This is a genomic window from Mesorhizobium sp. WSM4307, assembly GCF_007003945.1.
In the GTDB taxonomy this organism is placed as follows: domain Bacteria; phylum Pseudomonadota; class Alphaproteobacteria; order Rhizobiales; family Rhizobiaceae; genus Mesorhizobium.
Genome location: NZ_VFTB01000013.1, coordinates 64,669 through 84,119, shown reverse-complemented (window position 1 = coordinate 84,119; position 19,451 = coordinate 64,669). Strand labels below are relative to the sequence as shown.

16 protein-coding genes are annotated in these 19,451 nt (G+C 59.5%); 5 read left to right on the top strand and 11 right to left on the bottom strand.

What is annotated here, in order from left to right; genetic code table 11:
• Positions 1-796 precede the first annotated feature (796 nt).
• The 11 genes from FJV83_RS28805 to FJV83_RS28755 form a co-directional block, all read right to left on the bottom strand.
• A complete protein-coding gene (locus FJV83_RS28805) occupies positions 797-1,705 on the bottom strand; it encodes a formylglycine-generating enzyme family protein (RefSeq protein WP_142885363.1) in 909 nt (302 codons plus the stop codon).
• A gap of 127 nt (positions 1,706-1,832) precedes the next feature.
• On the bottom strand, positions 1,833-3,338 hold the full coding sequence (locus FJV83_RS28800; RefSeq protein WP_348645158.1) for an arylsulfatase: 1,506 nt from the start codon (positions 3,336-3,338) through the stop codon (positions 1,833-1,835).
• Between the two features lie 169 nt (positions 3,339-3,507).
• Complete coding sequence (locus FJV83_RS28795) at positions 3,508-4,926, bottom strand: DUF1254 domain-containing protein (RefSeq protein WP_095794100.1); 1,419 nt, start codon at positions 4,924-4,926, stop codon at positions 3,508-3,510.
• Positions 4,927-4,962: 36 nt separating this feature from the next.
• Entirely contained in the window at positions 4,963-5,289 is a 327-nt protein-coding gene (locus FJV83_RS28790) for a hypothetical protein (RefSeq protein ID WP_095794099.1), read from the bottom strand.
• A gap of 38 nt (positions 5,290-5,327) precedes the next feature.
• Positions 5,328-6,356 carry an alpha/beta hydrolase gene (locus FJV83_RS28785; protein ID WP_210202267.1) on the bottom strand — a complete coding sequence of 343 codons (1,029 nt, stop codon included), beginning with the start codon at positions 6,354-6,356 and terminating at the stop codon, positions 5,328-5,330.
• A 491-nt stretch (positions 6,357-6,847) separates the two neighbouring features.
• Entirely contained in the window at positions 6,848-8,812 is a 1,965-nt protein-coding gene (locus tag FJV83_RS28780) for a DUF3604 domain-containing protein (RefSeq protein WP_095794097.1), read from the bottom strand.
• Positions 8,813-8,823: 11 nt separating this feature from the next.
• Positions 8,824-9,819, bottom strand: coding sequence for a HupE/UreJ family protein (locus tag FJV83_RS28775; protein WP_095794096.1), 996 nt, complete (start codon positions 9,817-9,819; stop codon positions 8,824-8,826).
• A 44-nt stretch (positions 9,820-9,863) separates the two neighbouring features.
• Positions 9,864-10,739: a peptidylprolyl isomerase gene (locus tag FJV83_RS28770; protein ID WP_095794095.1), complete on the bottom strand. Its 876-nt coding sequence runs from the start codon at positions 10,737-10,739 to the stop codon at positions 9,864-9,866.
• Positions 10,736-10,975 (bottom strand): DUF3604 domain-containing protein, encoded by a 240-nt coding sequence (locus FJV83_RS28765; protein WP_095794094.1) that lies wholly within the window; start codon positions 10,973-10,975, stop codon positions 10,736-10,738. Before FJV83_RS28765 ends, FJV83_RS28770 begins: the two co-directional genes overlap by 4 nt.
• Positions 10,976-11,365: 390 nt before the next feature.
• A complete protein-coding gene (locus FJV83_RS28760) occupies positions 11,366-12,166 on the bottom strand; it encodes a hypothetical protein (protein ID WP_095794093.1) in 801 nt (266 codons plus the stop codon).
• Between the two features lie 208 nt (positions 12,167-12,374).
• Positions 12,375-12,818: a hypothetical protein gene (locus FJV83_RS28755; protein ID WP_245437932.1), complete on the bottom strand. Its 444-nt coding sequence runs from the start codon at positions 12,816-12,818 to the stop codon at positions 12,375-12,377.
• Between the two features lie 25 nt (positions 12,819-12,843).
• On the opposite strand from FJV83_RS28755, the gene FJV83_RS28750 reads away from it, so the two are divergent.
• The 5 genes from FJV83_RS28750 to FJV83_RS28725 all read left to right on the top strand — a co-directional run bounded on the left by FJV83_RS28750 (position 12,844) and on the right by FJV83_RS28725 (position 19,338).
• Positions 12,844-14,559, top strand: coding sequence for a hypothetical protein (locus FJV83_RS28750; protein WP_095794092.1), 1,716 nt, complete (start codon positions 12,844-12,846; stop codon positions 14,557-14,559).
• A gap of 390 nt (positions 14,560-14,949) precedes the next feature.
• The gene (locus FJV83_RS36595) at positions 14,950-15,336 is read left to right on the top strand and encodes a hypothetical protein (protein ID WP_185973341.1); all 387 of its coding nucleotides are present in this window, start codon (positions 14,950-14,952) and stop codon (positions 15,334-15,336) included.
• Complete coding sequence (locus FJV83_RS28735) at positions 15,306-15,836, top strand: hypothetical protein (RefSeq protein ID WP_142878208.1); 531 nt, start codon at positions 15,306-15,308, stop codon at positions 15,834-15,836. The genes FJV83_RS36595 and FJV83_RS28735 overlap by 31 nt, the downstream gene beginning before the upstream one ends.
• Before the next feature lie 212 nt (positions 15,837-16,048).
• Entirely contained in the window at positions 16,049-18,115 is a 2,067-nt protein-coding gene (locus tag FJV83_RS28730; protein WP_185973340.1) for a mechanosensitive ion channel family protein, read from the top strand.
• 764 nt (positions 18,116-18,879) lie between these two features.
• A complete protein-coding gene (locus FJV83_RS28725) occupies positions 18,880-19,338 on the top strand; it encodes a MucR family transcriptional regulator (protein WP_095794090.1) in 459 nt (152 codons plus the stop codon).
• Positions 19,339-19,451: the final 113 nt, after the last annotated feature.

Genomic DNA, 19,451 nt, shown 5'->3' with positions numbered 1-19,451 from the left:
ACGGGCGGCGGGCGATGCGAAGCAGCCCATTCGATCACGCCTGACCAAAAACCGAGTCAGTGTGAAAAGGGTATTTTACACGCAGAGAACACTAGGCCGCGCTTGGAATTCACTCTCTCCGCCATCTCCATTGTTTTCGTTATTTTTTTGCCGAATATTCGGTTTGGCATAACCTTCGCAGACCCAGCGCTCGGCCGATAATTACGTGCCGACTCGAAACTTTTCTCGGCAGACCGTGCAATCGTACCTGCGTGTTTCGGCTGGGTCATCATTTGCAACAGCTTCCAGTTCCGATGGCTTTGTGGCGCCTGTCATGTGGCACCACGGACACCAGGCATCTCCGCACTTCACCGGATCGTATGTAGCCGATCGCCGCTGCCGATCTGTCGTCGTCGCGAGTCGCATCGCGATTTCAACCAACGCGCCATGGGTCGGTAACATTGAAGAGTACATCTCGGGCCTCCTGTTTCTGGCGGCATCACGAGCCGCCGCAGCAGCAACACCATACGACGCGGGCGTCGAAAAAATTGTGCGCGCACGAAAAAGTCCGCCGAAGCGTGGTTTAGCCAATGTCGGACTGTGCCCCTCTCTCTAGCTATCCGTCGAAGCCCTAAGGGTCGTGCCGGCATGCTCGCGACTATCGCATCAAGGCCGCCAGCGTCCTTTGGGATTTAGCTTGGGAAACCGTACAGAGGCACCAGCGGACTCTCACACATTGGCGGTCGCGGCCTAACCCTTTTTGGTGACGATAGCTTTGTGCGCCGCGTCGGACTGGTCAAGCTTCCGCACTCTTCCCTCACACCGGACGCACGATGCAGCGGAAGCCGAGGTGGCAAGTGGACGTGTCTATCGCCTGCGCCATGCGCGCGGCGGGACGATAACGCCGGCAGTAGTTGGGCGCGCAGAGGAAGGACCCGCCCTTGGTGACCTTGCGCGGAATCCTGATGTCAGGCGTCAGCGGATCGTAGCTCGCGTCGCGCTCGCCGCCGCGCGGATCTGTCATCGTGCAACAAGGGCTTTCGATGCGGCGATGCTCCTGGTACCAGTCCGTGGTCCACTGCCAGACGTTGCCTGCCATATCGTAGAGACCATAGCTGTTTGCAGGAAACGAGCCGACCGGAGCGGTCCACTCGTAGCCATCCTCGCAATCGTTGCGGAATGGGAAGTCGCCCTGATACGTGTTGGCCATATGCCGGCCGCCGGGGGTCAATTCGTCGCCCCATACGAACTCTGCGCCGTCCAATCCTCCACGTGCCGCGAACTCCCATTCCGCCTCGGTCGGGAGCGCCTTTCCCGCCCAGTTCGCATAGGCTTCGGCATCCTCAAACGCGAGGTGGACTACCGGGTGGTTGTTGAGACCTTTGATAGAACTCGCAGGCCCACGTGGATGGCGCCAATTGGCACCCTTCACATAGGCCCACCACCGGTAATGGTCGCTTCGGTTGGTGCCAGGCGGCGGTCGAACGAATATCGCCGATGCGGGAGCGAGCGACTCCGCCGGCGCGCCGGGATACTCGGCTGCGTTGGCAGGACGCTCAGCCAGCGTCACGTACCCTGTCGCCGCGACAAATTTCGCAAAATCATCGTTCGTAACAGTCGTCACATCCGCCCAGAAACCATCGACCACGACGCGGTGGGTTGGAGCCTCTTCCGGATAATGGTGGTCTGATCCCATTAGGAATTCGCCACCAGGGATTCGCACCATGTTTGGAAATGGCGGGCTGTGCCTAGGAACGGAACGAACATGCTCCAGATCCTCCGTAGACGGCACAGCCATCCCTGCATCATTCATGACTATAGTTCCATAGAAGCGAACTTTGATCCGGGCCGAACTAGTCTCCGAGTTGATTGAACATCGAGGATGGATCCGCTGCAATTGGCGGTGCACCGAAGGTCAGCTTGATCGCCTCCCCGATCAGCAGCGGCGGTGCCATTTGCTTGGCGATATCCACGATCTTCGCCTTCATTTTTTTGACGCTGTCCGGCTTCTTGTCGGCCAGGTTAGTAGTTTCGGACTTGTCGGCGGCTAGGTCGAACAGTTCGACGCGCTCCAACACGCCGGCCGACCATACAAGCTTCACATCGCCCTCACGGATTGCGCCGCCTGTCGGGTCGACATTGTAGACCATGTCGCTGCGGGGCGAGGGTTTGCCTTCGCTGATCGTCCCCCAGACATCCATGCCGTCGAGCGGCTTGTTCTTGGTTGGCTTCGCTCCGGCAAGCCCAGCAAGGGTCGGATAAATGTCCGAGACATGTATCAGGCCGTTCACGTCACCGGCCTTCACCTTGCCCGGCCAGTTCGCCAGAGCGCAGACACGGGTGCCGCCCTCATAGAGCGTGCCCTTGCCGCTGCGATATGGCCCATTGTCGGCCGGAAGGCTGTTTCCGACCTTCGATTCGCCCGCAAACATTGCATCCCGCACGCCGCCATTGTCGCTCTGGAAGATGATGATTGTATTGTCGCGCATCTTCTTCTTCTCGAGCGCGGCAACAACCCGGCCGATCTCGTCGTCCATGACGGAGACCATGGCGGAATAGAGCCGCCGTTGCTCATCGGCGACATGAGCATATTTTTTGATGTACTCTTCGGGTGCCTGGTAGGGCGAATGCGGTGCGGTGAATGCCAGATACAGGAATAGTGACGCCTTGCCGTCATGTTTTTCGATTACCTTGGCGGCTTCCGTGCCGAACAGGGTATTATCGAAGCCAGGCTCCTTCAGCGGCTTGTTGTTGCGGTACCAGTCCATCACGCCATGAGAAGCGTGCTTGAAATGATCGATTTCGCCGACCAGGGCGCCGTAGAACGAATCGAATCCGCGCTGGCGCGGCCAGTATTCAGTCTTTGCGTGACCAAGATGCCACTTGCCCACCATCGCGGTCTTGTATCCTGCGTCCTTGAGCATCTGGGGCAGGAGATACTCGTCGGTGGCAAGGCCGTAACTGCCACCTGACGGGATAACGCCCATCTGCAGCCCGTAGCGCAGCGGATAGCGCCCGGTCATCAGCGCCGCGCGGGTGGGCGTGCACATCGGCTGGGCATAGAATTGTTCCAGCCGCGCGCCTTCGGCGGCGAGCTTGTCGATGTTGGGCGTCTTGATATCCGAGCCGTGGAAGCCCACGTCCTTCCAGCCCTGATCGTCGGAGATGATGTAGACGATGTTGGGGGCCGCCGGCTGTGCCTCTGCCTGCTGAACGCCGGCGAGGCCAGCGAGCGCGCCCGAAAGGCCGATTGGTGCAACCAAGCGGGAAACGGCTACCGCCGTGCCGGCCATCAATGCGTCGCGGCGCGTGATTTTGATGCCGATATCGGCTTCCGGCAAGTCCTGATCGTTGTTCACCTTTTTCGCCCTCCCTTGATTTGTCGGCGCTAGCCTGACGCCGAGCACGCTTTTCCGGAATACTTCTTGTCTATTCATAGTCCCCGCCAGGTTAGGGGATCGCAGGCGGTAAGCCGCCCTTCTGCCTCCGACCCCATTTCGGACTTGCTCGGTCGATTACATCGGGTGGTCAGCGAGCAGGCGCGACTCCCGGTGGTGCCCACGTCTGGTCGACGATGGCTTTGTCCGGCATATAAGTCCGCATAATGACGGTGAACGAGCCAGCTTTCGGACTTGGCAGCCAGTTCGCCATCTTATCTGCACTCGGAGCCTCGCTCTGGATATAAAGCGTCAGACCACCATCGGCATCGGTTTTGAGGTTCGGGGTCCGGTTTCCGATTGCATATCGGTTGATGGAATTAGCAACTAGGTTGTAGGTGGGATCGTACATGGTGATCGACCAGAACGCCTTCACTTCTGGCAGTTGGCCGGGAGCAAAGCGCATCGCATATTGCTTGTTGCCGTCCAGCGGCTGGCCTGACTGGTCAAGCGCGGTGTTGTAGTAGACTGCTTCGTCCGGGTCGTTGGCGATGATCCCGCCAAGGCACTGTATTGACGCCCGCAGCAGGAAATCGTCAATCAGGCCCGCCGTCCCCATCGCCTTCGGCGGGATATTCCAGCCGTTCACGCGCTTGCCGAGAGCGCCAGAGCGGATCACCTGATGAAGCATGGCAAAGCCGTCCTTGGAAGCTCGCGCCAGACCGCGCTTGGTGTCCTCGTCCAGCTTGTCGATGTCTTGGCCGGGGCCGATGCCGATCTTGGCGAAAAGCTCGGTTAGCTTCGCCAGCCTCGCCTCGGGCGGGTTCTCGGTCATCGCCCGGTTCATCGTCTTCCATTCGCCGAGCGGATCGGTCTTCGCGTCGAAGGGAGCCCAGACATCGCGGCTCGCAGGCAGCAAAGGTTCGGCCTTGCCCCATTGGCTGAGCGGGATCAGCGTGTACTGGTCCTGCAGCTTGCGGACGACAGGCAGATCGGCCGGACCATCGACCAATGTGCGTCCGAGGATCAGAACGCTGTTGGTTCTGGACGGCGTGATAGACTTCACTCCAGCCGGTAGCTGACCCTTCCAGTTCGGACCGATAATCGCGTAGCTTCCCGCCTTGCCCCCAGTGGTGCGGGTGCCGACATAGGCAAAGTTGTCGCTGTCAATGCTCGCCAGTTCGAAGGTGAAGTAGCGGTCGCCCATGTCGGGATGAGTCAGAATGAGCGGTTCTTTCGACACGTCGATCCAGGCGATGGAATACAGCGTGTCGTTGTTCGGCGAGCCGCCATCGCGGTATTCGGCCGTGGCCAGATCACGGACGTTGTAGAAGTGGTTCAGCGGCGCGTAGGGCGTGATGCTTCCGGCAGGCTTTGGCACGGTCACCCAATTCCAGCGCAATGACGGCAGGTAGACGTAGGGAAATCCAAAGACATAGGCCTGCAGTCCGAGGGAATAGGCGTACTGTTCCTGCCAGCTAGTCGGTTTCGGCGCGTCCTGCGCCTGTGCTGGAAGCGCCACGGCCAGACACAACAAGATGCTGCCGAAGAAGCTTTGAACCAACGGCATTTTTCCCCTCCGCTGTTTCCAGAAGTCAACCCCAAGTCACTGTATGTGGACCACGACGTAGCGCCCGTTATGAGCCTGATAGTACTTGCCGCCGCAGTGCCACAGCACGGGGCCGTAGACGGTGGTCTTCACACACGCGGCCGGGAGGCTGTTCACGTAGATAGCCGTCCGGCGGATTGTTCGGCGAGTGGTACGCCTGGCAACGCCAGCGACGCTGCCGGGCGTGAGCGGATGACCAACTCGCGCCTGCGCGTCGCCGACGAAAGAGGGGAGCGGTACAACTTCGTCGATCAGTCCGCCAAAAATTATAGCGACGGCAATCGCAGCCGCGCCACCGGCCAATCTCAAGCTAATTCTTGTCATCGTTCATCCTCTCTAAATTCAAATAGCTGCAGCAGGTTCTAATTGGCCGACAGCATCGTTATCGGCGCCGCGACTGGTAACGTGAGAACGCGGGTAGTGGCGCCGGCCAGCCCGCCCTCTTCCTGATCTGGAATACCCTGCGCCAGGACCTTGCGAAGTTCCGGCGCAATTTCTGCAATTTGAGCGAACTTGCCGTGATTGGTCGCATCCGTCGCTTTCACATTCGACAGGTCGACCACGATGGCGCCGAGATCTGCGAGGCCCGCACTGTCTTTACTCGCTCCAAGCCGATCTTTGCCGCCAGCGATAACTCGCGACAGTCCCAATGCTTTGTCGTCGCGCGAGAGAATGATCAAAAACGGCTTTTTAGGTTTTCCGATTCGCTGCATTTCCGATTTGAATACGTCCTCGTCGATATCGGGGGCGGCGAGTATCACCGTGCCAAGCTTGCCGGCTGAAGCGATATTTCCCGATATCTTGATTTGCCGAAATGCCTCGACGGTCACCCAGTTGCCCATCGAATGCGCGAGGACGTTGATTTCATCAGCATCACTTGCCATCAAAAGGCGCAGCGTCCGCTCCAATCTGTCGCGAGCGATAGTCGCGCTGTTGTTGTCATATACGTAGTCCAGCGTCTTGCCCCGCGAGGCCCAACTGAAGAAGACGGGAACGCTAGGCGCACGGGAATCATGAACGACTTGCGCGAAGCGATAGAGTCCTTCGGCAAACAGCGTGTTGTAACCATGCACAAAGAGCAGGACCTTGCGCTGGCCTTTGGGCTGAGCTTTCAAACGTTGGTTCAATTCGGCCAGAAACTGCTTTTCGTTCGGCAGGACCTCGCCATCTCGCGTGACAAAATCCGTCTGAGCATTTCCCGGCTTCGAAGAAGGCCATTCGACATTGCCAGCCCTATGGTTCGGCGGCACGCTGACGGTGATCGATGCAAAGTTCAGGGCAGATGACCGTTCGCCATCGAAGTAGGTTCCCGGTCGAGCATCAGGCGCTCGAGTGGTAGCAACGAGAATGGTATGCGAACTGGCACCTTGAGCTACGGAGGTATTCGACAAAAGGGCCCCGGTCTCAGGCCTGCTTGCGCAAGAAGAGAGGATGAGTGCGCAAGCAGAGGATATTGCCAGGGTTCGCCCTGCTCGCATGCTCACTCCCACCAGTACCCGGCAGCGATTTACCAGCTTCATTCTTTCGTGCACCCCGATGTCATCTCCGAGAAGGCAGCCTTGCCTCCCCCCGCCGAGCGTTGTCCGTGATCGGACACAAGTCGTCGCGTGACGCGACTTGCGTAAAGGTCAGTCAAGACACAACCCGCTTGCCGACCCAATACAAGATCGGCAGCTGACTGATCGCGATCAATCCCCAACGGTGGCGCGGAAACCGCTTACGTTTCGAGCGTCCTGTAAGGAAGGTAACTAACTGTATCCTACGGCCGGAACCCTGAAGCTCGTGGCCGGAAATTGACTTCAGCTGGCGCGTTTTGGAACAGCAACAAAATTGCCATCCAACAAACGCATGATGCAGGCCCTCCTGCAGGGATCCACCCAAATTAACCTGCCGGATTGTACCAGATCGGCGACGTATAGGCGCGCTCCTGGGTCGTCATCGGCACGTCGGCCGGCAAGGTCAGGCCAAAATACTTCGCGTCGTAGGCGGTCCAGCGCGGCGTCGGGATCTCGATGACACGGCCGTAGTAGAAAGCACGCAGCGAGGGGTCGAAATCCGTGTCCTTCCAGACCGCGATCAACTCGGGCGCACCGATCGTGTTGGTCCACGTCGCATTGGGCACGTCGACCGTGCTACCGACCGGCGGCAGCTTGCCGCTGGCGTCCGCCTTGCGGTCGCCGGACCAGGCGACGTCGTAAATCTTCTCATGCACCTCGCCGGCCGCGTCTAGCCAGCCCTTGACGATCTGGTAGCGGTCGAGATTGGCCCCGATCGGGTCCTTCAGCGCGGCGACCAGGAACGTCGGCGCCTTGCCGTCGGGCGCGTGGCTGAGGTCGCCGCCCATCGGCACACCCTTGCTGTAGCCGGCAATCGCCGGGCTGCGGCTGTTGGCGTCGGCGGCCTCGAAGTCGAAGCCGCCAAAGAAGCGCACCACCATGCGCGGCCCGGTCGTGGCATAGGTCTCGCGCCGCTTCATGGCGTCGAAGATCGAGGCGCGGGTGTTCTCCTGCGCCCACACCGCTGCGTAGCCCGACGCGGTCATCTCCCATTCCATGATCTTCAGCCCGAGCTTCGCGTTGGACATGAAGGCATGCGAGGTGCGCTCGGGGTTTGGCTCGGCCGACGCGACCTTTCCGAAGAAGTTGTCGTCATCGGCGGTGGCGAGGCCGGTATGCGAATCGGTGCTGCCGACCAGCCCGAACTTGTAGGGGTTCACGCCGAGCTTCGCTTCCAGCTTAAGGCCATTCTTGAGGGCCGAGCGCGTGTATTCGAACTCCAGCATCTCCGGCTTCTTGGCCTCGCTGAGGTCGAGGTTGCCCTTGTCCCACTTCTCGAAATTGGCGAACTCGTCGTTCGGCGACAGGACCGGATGGCTCTCGCCGTCGCCCTTCATCTGCGTGGTTTCGTACAGGACCTCCCAGCGCGCCCGCTGCTCGGCATATTCGCGGTCGATCTCCTTGCCAGTGAAGGACTCGATGATCGGGAACATCGTGCCGTTGCTCAGATTTCCGTTGTGGGCGATCGCCAGCACCTGGCCACCGGTCTTGTCCTCATAGTTCTGCAGCCATTTCCAGAGGTCGCGCGGATTGTTGGAGCCGAGCGGCGGCTGCGTCGTATAGGGCTCGATCATCGCGGCCTTGTCGCCGTTGTCGCGGAAGATCACGTTGCGGTGCAGATTGTTGCCCTTCGATAGCGAGGTCCATTCATAACCGATGATCGCGGTGAAACGGCCGGGCTCGTTGGCCTCTTCGGCCGCGTCGATGATGCTCTGCCAGGTGGAACGATACGCGGCGCTGCCCGGCGAATAGGTAATCTCCTTCGGAAACTTGCCTTGTGCGAAGGTTTTGACGATGTCGTAGGCCGCCTCGGCGCCCTTGCCCGACTGCATCATGTCGTACCAGGTGCGGGCCTGGGGATTTTGCAGGATCTCGGGTTTGCCGGCGAGGAAATCGCCGAAAAAACCGAGATTGTCGGAGTGATCGGCCACGACCAGGAAGTCGAGCGGGCGCGACAGCTTCACCGGCAGCCCCGTGTTGGAAACGATCTCCTCGCCCTTGGCAAATTTGTACGCTTCGCGCGGCCCGATCCTGGCGCCGGCAGCGCCGGCATCGAAGGAGAGCGCGGTGTGCAAATGGGTGTCGCCGAATAGTGGCCGCACCGGGAAGTTGCGGCCGGCATAAGGCGAGTAGGGCCGCTTTGTCTGGAACACCGTTGCGCCGGTGGTCTTGTCGATGTCGCCGATATCCGTATTCACAGCCTCCTGAGCCCGAACGGACTGCGCGACGACCAACAGGCCTGCAAGTGCTGCACTTCTCAGCAGTGCGCGATCGAGATTTCTGAACTTCATTTGAACCTCCACTATGAAAACATCGCGTCCAGCCGCTGGACGCTCCAGAATGCTGCGATGATGCCGATGGCATAGGCTGACGCGACGATCGCCTGCCGGGGAATGAAGATGACCCGCCGCACGGCGTATACCGAGCTCAGCAACACGGCGATGAAGGCCAGTTGTCCGAGCTCGACGCCGACGTTGAAGCTGAGCAGCGCCAGGGGGATGTCGCCTTGCGGCAGGCCGAGCTCGACCAGCGCGCTGGCAAAGCCGAAGCCGTGCAGCAGGCCGAAGGCGAAGGCCACCATCCAGGGCCGAACGATGGCGAGGCTGAGCTGGCCGCGCTCCATGCGCACGACCTCGGCGGCGACCATGACGATGCTGATGGCGATCATCGTCTCCACCGGCAGCGAAGGCAGCCTCACCCATCCGAGCGTCGCGCAACTTAAGGTGATGGAATGCGCCGCCGTGAACGCGGTGATCGCCTTCACCAGCTTTCGCCAGTCGTGCACGATCAGCATCAGCCCGCAGACGAAGAGCAGATGGTCGAAACCGAACGCGATGTGCTCGATGCCGTGGCGGACATAGGTGGCGAACAGCGCCCAGGCGCTCTGCGACGCGGGGATTACCGCGGAAGGTTCGCTCGGCGTCAGCCGCGCCGTCCAGCTGTTGCCGTTGGCGAAGGCCACATGGACCAGCGCGTCGGTCATGGTGTTCTGCAAGCCGTCGATCAGAACGTTCTGGCCAGTGAGCGGGTCGAGCGTGCGCATGTGCCAGGTCTGCACCATCGCATCGCCGGTCGGATGGGAGACGATCGGCGTCAACGTCTCGTTCCTGCCGGAAAACAGCGCCGACAACGCCAGTCTCGCGTCGCCCTGCATCGGGGTCTTGAACAGCACGCTGAACTCGTTCGGCGCCTCTTCCTGCACGCTGAGATAGGCGGGGCGTACCTCATGGGCAGAGGCGGCCGCGGGCAGCAGCACGATGATGACCGCTGCCAGCACGACCAGCGCAACGCGCTCCATTGCGCGGGCGCATCCCATGAGAAGAGACTTTTTGCCCGGTCGCCTCATTTTGCCGCCACGTTGTGTGCCGGCTCTGGTCCCAGCATCGCCTTAACGCTGTCGTCCACCTCTACCGCGTACTTCCTGCGCAGCTCGACGAGATAGTCGCGGGTGAGCTCTGTCTGCTTGGCGCCGCGCCATTCGCCAAGAACGGCATCCCTGACCGTCTCGAAAGGCTTCAACACCGTCGGCGTGCGCTCGGTGACCAGCACCAGGTGAACGCCGTACCCCGACTTCACCGGACCGCGCCACTGGCCGGGGTCGAGCGCAATGACCTCGCGTGCAAAGTCCGGACCGAACATCCCCGACAGCGCCAGCTCGTTGGTGTTTTCAAAACTGTCGCCGAATATCAGAGGATCACCCGCCGCCGCGTCCGCGTCGCCCGTCGCATTCAGCGCGGCGAGCGCCATTTGGGCGTCCGCTGCGGCGTCCTTGCGATGTCTCGGATCGAAGTAGATCTGCCTGAACGACAGCTTTCCCGGCGTCTCGAATTGTGCGGGATTGGCAGCATAGAACTGCCGCAGGTCCGTCACGCTAGGTTCGGCAAGTTGGGCAGTGTCCTCGACCAGGAACTTCAGCTTCTGCGCCAGGCGGCGGCGAATGATGGAGTCGTCCTGCTCAAGGCCCATCTCTTCAGCCTCGCGTGCCAACAATTTTTCGTTCAGGAAATCGTCGACCAAACCCTTCAACTCTTCCGCCGTGGGCTGGCGCAGCCACTGGCTCGACCACGTCTGCTTCAGCCAGCGTACATCGCCCTCGCCAATGCGGACGGGTTGGACAGCTGAAGCGGCGACACTGCTTTCGTGCAGCCACGAGTAGCTGCCGAACAGGATCGCGCCGACGACCGCGAAATGCAGCAGGGGTTCTCTCAGCCAACTCACTTGCGGTGATCCCGCGCTGACATCCGGGCGAAGAAGTTCTCCTCCTGGGTGGTGGTGAGCGAGGTGTGGCTGTCGGTCGAGCCTATCATGCCGAATTCATAGGTATTCACTCCGAGCTTCGCCTCGAACCGCAGGCCAGTCTGCAACGCTGTGCGCGCATACTCGCTCTGCAGCATCTCCGGCTTTTTCACTTCGCTGAGGTAGCCCATGCCCTCTTCCCAATGTACCCATTGCATCGCGGCCAACAGCAGTGGACGCCTGGGATGGTTTGCACACAAAGGGCGCGGGTGGGGAACGTAATTAACTGTAAAGATGCAGCTGGGTGCAAGCTGTCGATCACAGGCTTCGGACGTCCAGACCTGTTCTGCGCAACGAGTTCGGGAAAACTGCGTGTCTTCCGCCCGGCCAAGTCGTCGCCGACCTTTTGGCGCGCATCACCCACGAGTTCAGACGCATTCTTTGCCTGCAGCACGTTCTACTTGGCCGTCAGCATCACTATCAGCGCCGCGACTGGCCAACTTAACGCGGGTAGTGGCGCCGGCCCGTCCGCCCTACCCCGGTTCTTCAAAACCCCGCGCCAGGACCCTGCGAAGGTCTGGCGCAATTGCTGCGATTTGGGCGCTGCCCTAGAAACGCATGATCAGACCCATGATCGGGCCTTGTTGCACGACATCGAAGACAAACCCGTTATTGTCGTAGTTGACGCCCAATGCGCGATAGCCGACGACCGCCGAAAATCGATCGTTGAAACGATAGCCCAGCGCGGCTGCGACGTCCCAATCGACATTGGCCGCGCCAGCTCCCACCATTCCCCAACCGGTGACATAGACCTCGGGTGTGAGCGAATAGTTCGCACGAATACCAACCAGCCCGTCTACCCAGGTCTTGCCGTCGCTGGCGGAGCGGCCGTCAAGAATTCCACCATGGAACTCAAGGTCCGTATTGACCGACCAGACCCTCATGGCGCCGACCACATCGAGACGTCCAGCGTCGCTCTGGAGGACTGAATAACCAACTCCACCCAGACCTGAAAAAGTTTGCGACGTGAGATCGACGCTGTCTGCCAAGATGCCTTTGGGCGTGCCATTGCCGGCGGAAATCTTGACGTATTGGAGGTCGCCGAAAATGCTGTAGCGGTCGTAGCGTGCCTCGATAACGGCCATGGCCGCGAAATCAAGATTCTTCAGGATGTCGCCAAAATTAGAATCAACCTCGACGGCGGGCAAACCGAACTGCCCCACGTCGCCCGAGAGGCCAGCAGCCCAGAAATACGGCGCGACGCTGAACGTCCATCCCTGCTCGGTCACTATGGGTTTCAGGTCCGGCGTCACCGGGGAGACCAGATCGGCCGCGCCCGCGTTGTTAGCAAGGCACAGGATACAAAGCGCGGCATAGCCGGTAGTCACCGTCCGACAGAAAATTTTCATTGATCTTTGCTCGGTTGTGGGTTGCGACTCTCAGTCCCGGTTTCATTAGAAGGCTTAGTCGACATTGGACCACGACGTAGCGCCGTAGGGCTGATTGTTAGACAACCGCATTGCGACAGCATCCTATCGTTAACAGGGTTGTGCAATTGCAATCGAACCCCGTATGGCGGGAGGCTGACCACCGACCAGTTCTGACCATCCGTGGCGCTTACCATGGCGGCCGAGGATTGACGCCCAGGTTGCGGGGAGCCTCTGAGTCCCGCACCGCTGCCCCGACCTCTCCAACCAGCCGGTCAACAAGTTGCTGCCATTCGGCTCGTCTGGCCTCGACCAATGTCGTTGTGGTCTGGTCGACACTTGAGAGCGCCCGCTCGGCGTCCGCAAGCTCCTCGCATATTTCCAGAAAGCTCTCACTCCGAACGACCAGTCGGTGGATCGCCAACTCAAACTGCGGAAAGCGGCGTACCGCCGCTAGGATCGCTCTTTGTCTCTCGGATGATTCCTGTTGCGTGGCCATGATTCGTTGATCTGACATAAATCCGACCGAAATAACGATTTTTTCAATTCGATTTTCAATTCGCCAGTTCGCGACCTGAGTGAATTGTATATTGCCCACGACCGGCTGGGGAATGTAAATTACGTGGGGGACCATGTAGTCACTGGTCGAGCGAGGGGCAGTGAATAAGCCTGAATCATCCTTCACAGCGGAGCCAGTTCTCCCTGCCGAGAGTTGTCGCGCCCAGCTTGGCCTGATCCTCGGCAGCGCGGACTTCGATGCCACGGGCCGTGAGCACCGTTTCCTTAGCTACGTGGTCGAGGAAGCCTTATCCGGGCGTGGCGATCGCATCAAGGCTTACACCATCGCGGTCGAAGTGTTCGGCCGTGGCCAATCATTTGACCCTCAGACGGACCCAATCGTCCGCATTGAGGCCGGCCACCTTCGTCGGGCGCTGGAACGCTACTACCTGACCTCAGGACAAAGGGATCCTATACTCATAACAATTCCCAAGGGCGGATATGTTCCTTCGTTCGCACGCCAGGCCGAAACTGAGTTAGCACCGCTCCCGGCCCCACTTGTCGCGCAGCCAGTCTCGGAGCGCCCGACCCTGTGGAGAACTCGGCCGCGAGTGCTGGCAGCCGTGCTCATGCCTCTTGTGGCGATCGTGGCATCTCTATCGGTCTGGTGGTGGTGGGCGCCCTCCACATATACCGAGCCAGCAAGGCCCCGAGTGCTCGTGCAGACGTTTGACAATCCGGGCGGCACTCAGGCCGCAGGCGTGGTTGCAAGTGGATTGAAGGAGGAAATTGTCGAGCAGCTTTCCAAGTTCAGAGACTTGCTGGTTATGGAGTCAGCCCCGAAGCCGGAAGATGCCTCATTGGCGCCACCACGATTTGTTGTCGCTGGAAGTGTCACGCTGTCGGATGAGGCCTTTCAGCTTCGGGTCCGGCTCATCAATCGCGGAAATGGGTCGGTCATTTGGGCAAATACCTACGACGGCCCATTGAAAGTCTCGGTATTTCGGGATGCCCAGAAGGAAATTGCGCACAGCGTATCACAAAATTTGGCTCAGGTTTACGGCGTGATCTTCCAGGCGGACGAGGATCTCGACGTGAGCAACGCCCCCGATGATTGGGTAGCCTATGGTTGTACACTTTCTTTCTATGCGTATCGGTTGGAAATGGATCCGGAGCGCCGTCCCGCTGTCCGTACATGCCTTGAGAAAGCTGTGGATCGCTTCCCCGGCTACGCCTCGGCATGGGGTCTCCTGTCATTGGTCTATGTCGATGACTACCGGTATGGAGTCGATGGGAGGCCTCCGGCATCAGCGCTTGAGCGCGCTTTCGCTGCCGCCCGGCACGCCGCGGCGCTCGATCCCCTGAATATGCCAGCGCGTCAGGCAAAAATGCTGGCACTCTATTTCGACCGACAGATTGATGCCGCGTTGGCGCTAGGCGAGGAGAGCTTGAAACTCAACCCAAACGACACCGAGTTTTTGAGCGAATATGGCGAGCGCCTGGCCGTTTCAGGACAATGGACGAAAGGTTGCTCGATGATAGCGGGGGCGCGTCAATTGAATCCCGGAACCTCAGCCGACTATGAAGCGGTCTTGGCCCTCTGCTCCTATTTTGGCGGCGACTATGCGCAAGCAGCGAACTGGCTGAAGAAAGCTCCTTCGCCGATGAATCCGATCTATCATTTGATTGGCGCTGCGATAAACGGTGAGGCAGGAAATGTTGCGGAAGCGCACCGCGAAAGCGAATGGCTTCAACAGAATTTTCCGGCATTGGTGAAGAACCTGAGGGGGCAAGTGTCAATGCGTTTGGCCCGCCCGCAAGATGTCGAGACCATTCTCGGCTCGCTTAGAAAAGCAGGTCTTGTGATCCCTGATTGAGTGGGCTGCGCCGATTTTAAACCGCGCAGTCGAGCTAGCATAGCTCGTTTTCTGTCGCGGAAGACTATCGAAGCGCCTGAGGCAACCGAACACGCCCGCCCCGGCGCCATCCTAGACCTTGCGCGACCTGCGCTCGGCTCTGCATTCCTCCAGTTCCGTCAAACCTTTATCGGTATCCACGAACCGGCAGCGGGCCAGACCGCATTTTTAATGGGTAGGCTACAGTTAGTTACCTTCAAAACAACGGGACAATGCCCCAGCGTAGGTGGGTCATGCATTGCTCCAGTCAATGCATGACCATGGTCCCGCCGGCAGCATCGATGGAAAAGCAAGAAGCCCGGCGGGAAAGTGGACTGAAGAAGGGCGCCTCGACCTCGGATGGAAACAACAATGCTCGACAGCGTCGCACTCATTACCGTGATCATCGTGCTTTTGCTGGTCGTCTACGGCGCGATCGCTGTCTGGGCAATCCCTTACGAGATCGCCATACCAGCTGCCTGCCGGATCGACAGGTCAGATCCCCGTGTACAGCAACCATATGGCGTCGGTCACCGTCGTTCGACGAATCCTTGTGCGGATGAAAAGTTGGACGAACTACATTGTCTGACTGTTGAAGGGAAGCTGCGACTGCGGCGCGAAGCGAAAGCAAATCTTTCTGGGCATTGTTGGCATTCGGGGGCAGCACCGTCGCTTCACCCGGCCTTCAAAGGCCGCGAACTAAAAACTCTTAAATCTGAGGGAGAACCATGCGAAATTTTACAGCACTCATATTGGTAGCGTCAGTAGCGCTTTCTGCGACGGCGGTCTGCGCGCAAGAAAATCCCCTCCCCAAAGCTAGCGATAATCTTGTCAAATACGGGGACGATGTCGAGGGCTGGACTGTCTACGCAAATAAAACACGCGGAGATTGCCTGATCGTGAGTGCGTTTGGCCCAGGTTCGGTGCAAATGGGCGTAGCCGCAAACCAGGCGGTCGGGTACCTTGGCGTGTTCACAAAGCTGGACATTGGCATCAAGAACGGAGTCAAGGACATCTTCGTCGATATCGACGGCCATCTTTACCGCGGCGTGGTGACCACAACGACCGGCCAACTCAAAGGCGGCTTTTCGGGAGGTTACATTTTGACAGATGACCCATCTTTCAAACGCGACGTGGCGAAGAAATACAAGATGACCGTTTTTCCGCAAACCCAGGGTAGCTTTGTCGTCGATCTGAAGGGCACCTTCAAGGCTATGGCAGCAGGTCGCAAGTGCCTGACCGCACAAAAGTCAGGCTGATCGATTCCACCGATTTTCGACCGGCATAGAGGTCGACGCGATGGTGGGGTTGTGAGGGCATGACCACCTGCATGGCCCAGTCACCAACAGTCCTGGCGGCCGGGCGAGTCTGACGTGGTCAAGTAGCAAGGTTCCGCGTTCGATCCGCCATGGTTCGTTCGATTGCGGGATAGTCCGATCTTATTGTCGATCGAGAATTGCCGGAGGGCGCGATGAGCAAAGCACTGCCCACTCGAATTGGTATTTTGGTGAAGGCAGTCGTTCCGATTTTCTTCTGGCTGCTCGCTGCAACCTCTTGGGCTCATGCCCAACAGCCTCCGGACGGCGTGCCGCCAGCAAAGGCGCGGCAACTCCTCGACCTGCTCTCCGACCCCGAGGTGAAGGTATGGCTCGAGGGAAAGACACCGGCAGCCGCCGAGGAACCGTCTGCCGCATCATTGGCCGATGCGATCTCTAGTTGGGAACTGGCCGTTCGCGCACGACTCGTCACGCTCAGTGACGCCATTCCTCGCATCCCGCAAGAGCTTGCCAATGCCGCCGGCGTCGTCTCGCGGGACGTGAATACTGGCAGGCCCGGCCTGGTGATCCTGATCCTGGCAGTATTGACCGTCATCGGCTTCGGCGCAGAGTGGCTTGTTCGCCGGGCTTTGGCGTTGGGCCATTCTGGCGGAGAAGTTGACCCCAAACAGGCACTCCTGTCCGAGGTCGCTGCCTTGGTGACATTTGCTCTGGCCGCCATCGGATCGTTTGTCGCGCTGGAATGGCCGCCTTTGCTTCGCCGCATCGTGCTGACCTTGCTGCTCGCCTTCGTCGCAGTGCGATTCATCCGAGCAGTTGCCATGTTGCTGTTTGGAGTAGCCCGCGCGGGCAGCGGAACGTCGGATGAGACGCCGACGGCAGTTCCTGCCACAGATGAGACCGCGCGGCCTTTCTGGATTCCGCGCGTAAACCTCATGGCCGGATTTCTGCTGTTTGGCTGGGCCGTGGCCAGTCTCATGCCTGGCATCGGTTTCTCCATCGACGTTGCGCGGGTGGTTGCACTGCTTTGTGGCCTGGGCATGCTCGCCGTCGCTGTCGAAATCGTATGGCGCCGGCCGGGCAGCGCAGCTACCGCAGTCAGGCAATCGCTGCTGACGCTCTATCTGATCGCGCTTTGGCTAGTTTGGGTGGCAGGACTGCTTGGCGTGCTATGGCTCGGCCTCTATGTGTTGCTGTTGCCGGCCGTCGTACGTGGGGTTGGCAGCGTCGCACAGGCTTTCGTCGGCCGGGCGCAGCGCAGTGGCGCCCTCGGCATCGTAGGGAACGTTTTGATCGTCAGGGGTGCCAGGGCGGCAGTGATCGGCGCTGCGGTCGCATGGCTCGCCTATCTCTGGCGCATCAGAGCTGCAGCCCTTGCAGGCAGTAAAACAGGCGAGCTAGTGATTTCAGGCCTGCTTAATGGCATCATCGTTCTCCTGGTTGCCGACCTACTTTGGCAGATGGCGAAGGCGCTGATCGCCTACCGGATGGCGCTTTCGCCGGCGGCCGGGTCCAACGCCGGCGACGTTGCCCGCGACGGCCGGCTGCGTACGCTGCTGCCGATATTCCGCAACGCGCTCGCTGTCTTCATCGCCGTAGTCACTGTGCTGACAATCCTGTCCGGACTAGGCATACAGATCGCACCTTTGATCGCCGGCGCCGGCATTTTCGGCGTGGCTATTGGCTTCGGTTCGCAAACGCTGGTCAAGGACATTTTGAGCGGTGTTTTTTACATGCTGGACGATGCCTTCCGTGTCGGCGAGTATATTCAGAGCGGTAGCTATAAGGGCACTGTCGAATCGTTCAGCCTGAGATCAGTCAGGCTGCGGCATCATCGCGGACCGATTTTCACCGTGCCGTTCGGCGCGCTCGGCGCTATCCAAAACATGAGCCGTGACTGGGTGATGGACAAGATGGCTCTCAGTATCACCTACGATTCTGACGTAGACCTCGCTCGCAAGCTTATCAAGAAGATCGGTCAGGAACTGGCCGCGGATCCTGAATTCGCGGCCGATACGATCGAGCCACTGAAAATGCAAGGTGTCGACAGTTTCGGCGACTCAGGGATCGACATCAGGATGAAGCTGATGACCAAGCCGGGAACTCAGTTCGGCATCAAGCGGAGAGCGTTCATGATGATTAAGAAGGCATTTGACGATAACGGCATCAAGCTCGCCGTTCCAACCGTACATGTGGCAGGTGGCGGCGACAACGCGGCTGCCGCGCAGCAACTACTCAAAATGAAGCAAGCTGCCAACTAGCTAAAGAAGAGCATCGAACGTCAGCCACAAGGCCGGCAAGATCCAGGTGGCGCCTGCAACGCGCGACCTGGGGAGTGCTTTGCCTTTTCGGCTCTGCAGTCATCTCGCCGATGGCTGCTTGATGACCTCCAGGCCAGAGAAGGTTGGTTTCGGATTCCTCTCGCTCTATTAGGCGCTGCATTCTAGGCAATGCTGCCCGACAATACCGCTACGAAGTTCTGCTGCTGACAACAGCGTCCGCCAGTTGATGCCGGGTGCCGCGACTCGAGCAGCGTCGAACTGAACTTCGCTATGTCCGCTTTCAGATAGTGACGGTGGAATGCCAAGCGGCCGGGATTGGGCGGTGGGTTCCGCCGCAAAGCTGCCATTCAGAACTTGGGCCGTTGGGGGCGTCGTGCTGACCGGCGCTATCAGGAAGTCACACGCGCCAGAAAGTCGCTGCCACCGAAATTATCCAAAAGCCGAATCTAGTGTCCCGCTTTGTCCATAAGCGCGCGCAACTCGGGCTGAGACGTGACCCAGAAAGTTCGAAAAGCTTCCAAGAACCCCAGCCAAACCGGAGGCTGGGCAGGCAGCTCCGCTCCACGAGCTTCATTCGCTCGACGGCAGGAACTACTTCGGAAATAACATCAAAGGGTTGTCCGAAGACCTTACAAATTCTGCGTTGGCTCCACTGCAGTTCGATAGATTAGGCTTAGGACGACGGTTGCGTCGTTGATCATCCGCCCATAGAGAGGGGATAAATCAGGCAAAAAGGACCACCAATGACCAACGAATCCGATACCCGCTCTGCCGAATTAACTGAGTTAACCGCCGACATTGTCTCAGCATATGTCAGCAACAATCCATTGCCGGTGTCTGGCTTGCCGGACGTGATAGCATCGGTTCATGCTTCGCTGTCCGGACTTGGCACTCCGGTCCCACCGATCGCTGAGCCGCAAACTCCCGCGGTCAACCCGAAGAAGTCGGTGACGCCGGACTTCATTATCTGCCTCGAAGACGGCAAGAAGTTCAAATCACTGAAACGGCATCTTAGCACGGACTTCGGCCTGACACCGGAGGCCTATCGCGCCAAGTGGAACTTGCCGCACGACTACCCAATGACAGCTCCGAATTACGCTGCTCAGCGCTCGCAACTAGCGAAGTCCATCGGACTTGGCCGCAAGGCTGAACCCGTCGCACCAGCCAAGAAGGCACCTGGGAAGCAGAAAGCCAAAGCGTAGTCCGCCACTACCTGACGCAACGGAAAGACTCAGCTGTGTTTGGCGAGCGGCGGACCTGAAAAGGACCGTCTGGCCGGCGCCATTCGGGCAACCTCCCAGCGAGGGCGCCGGCC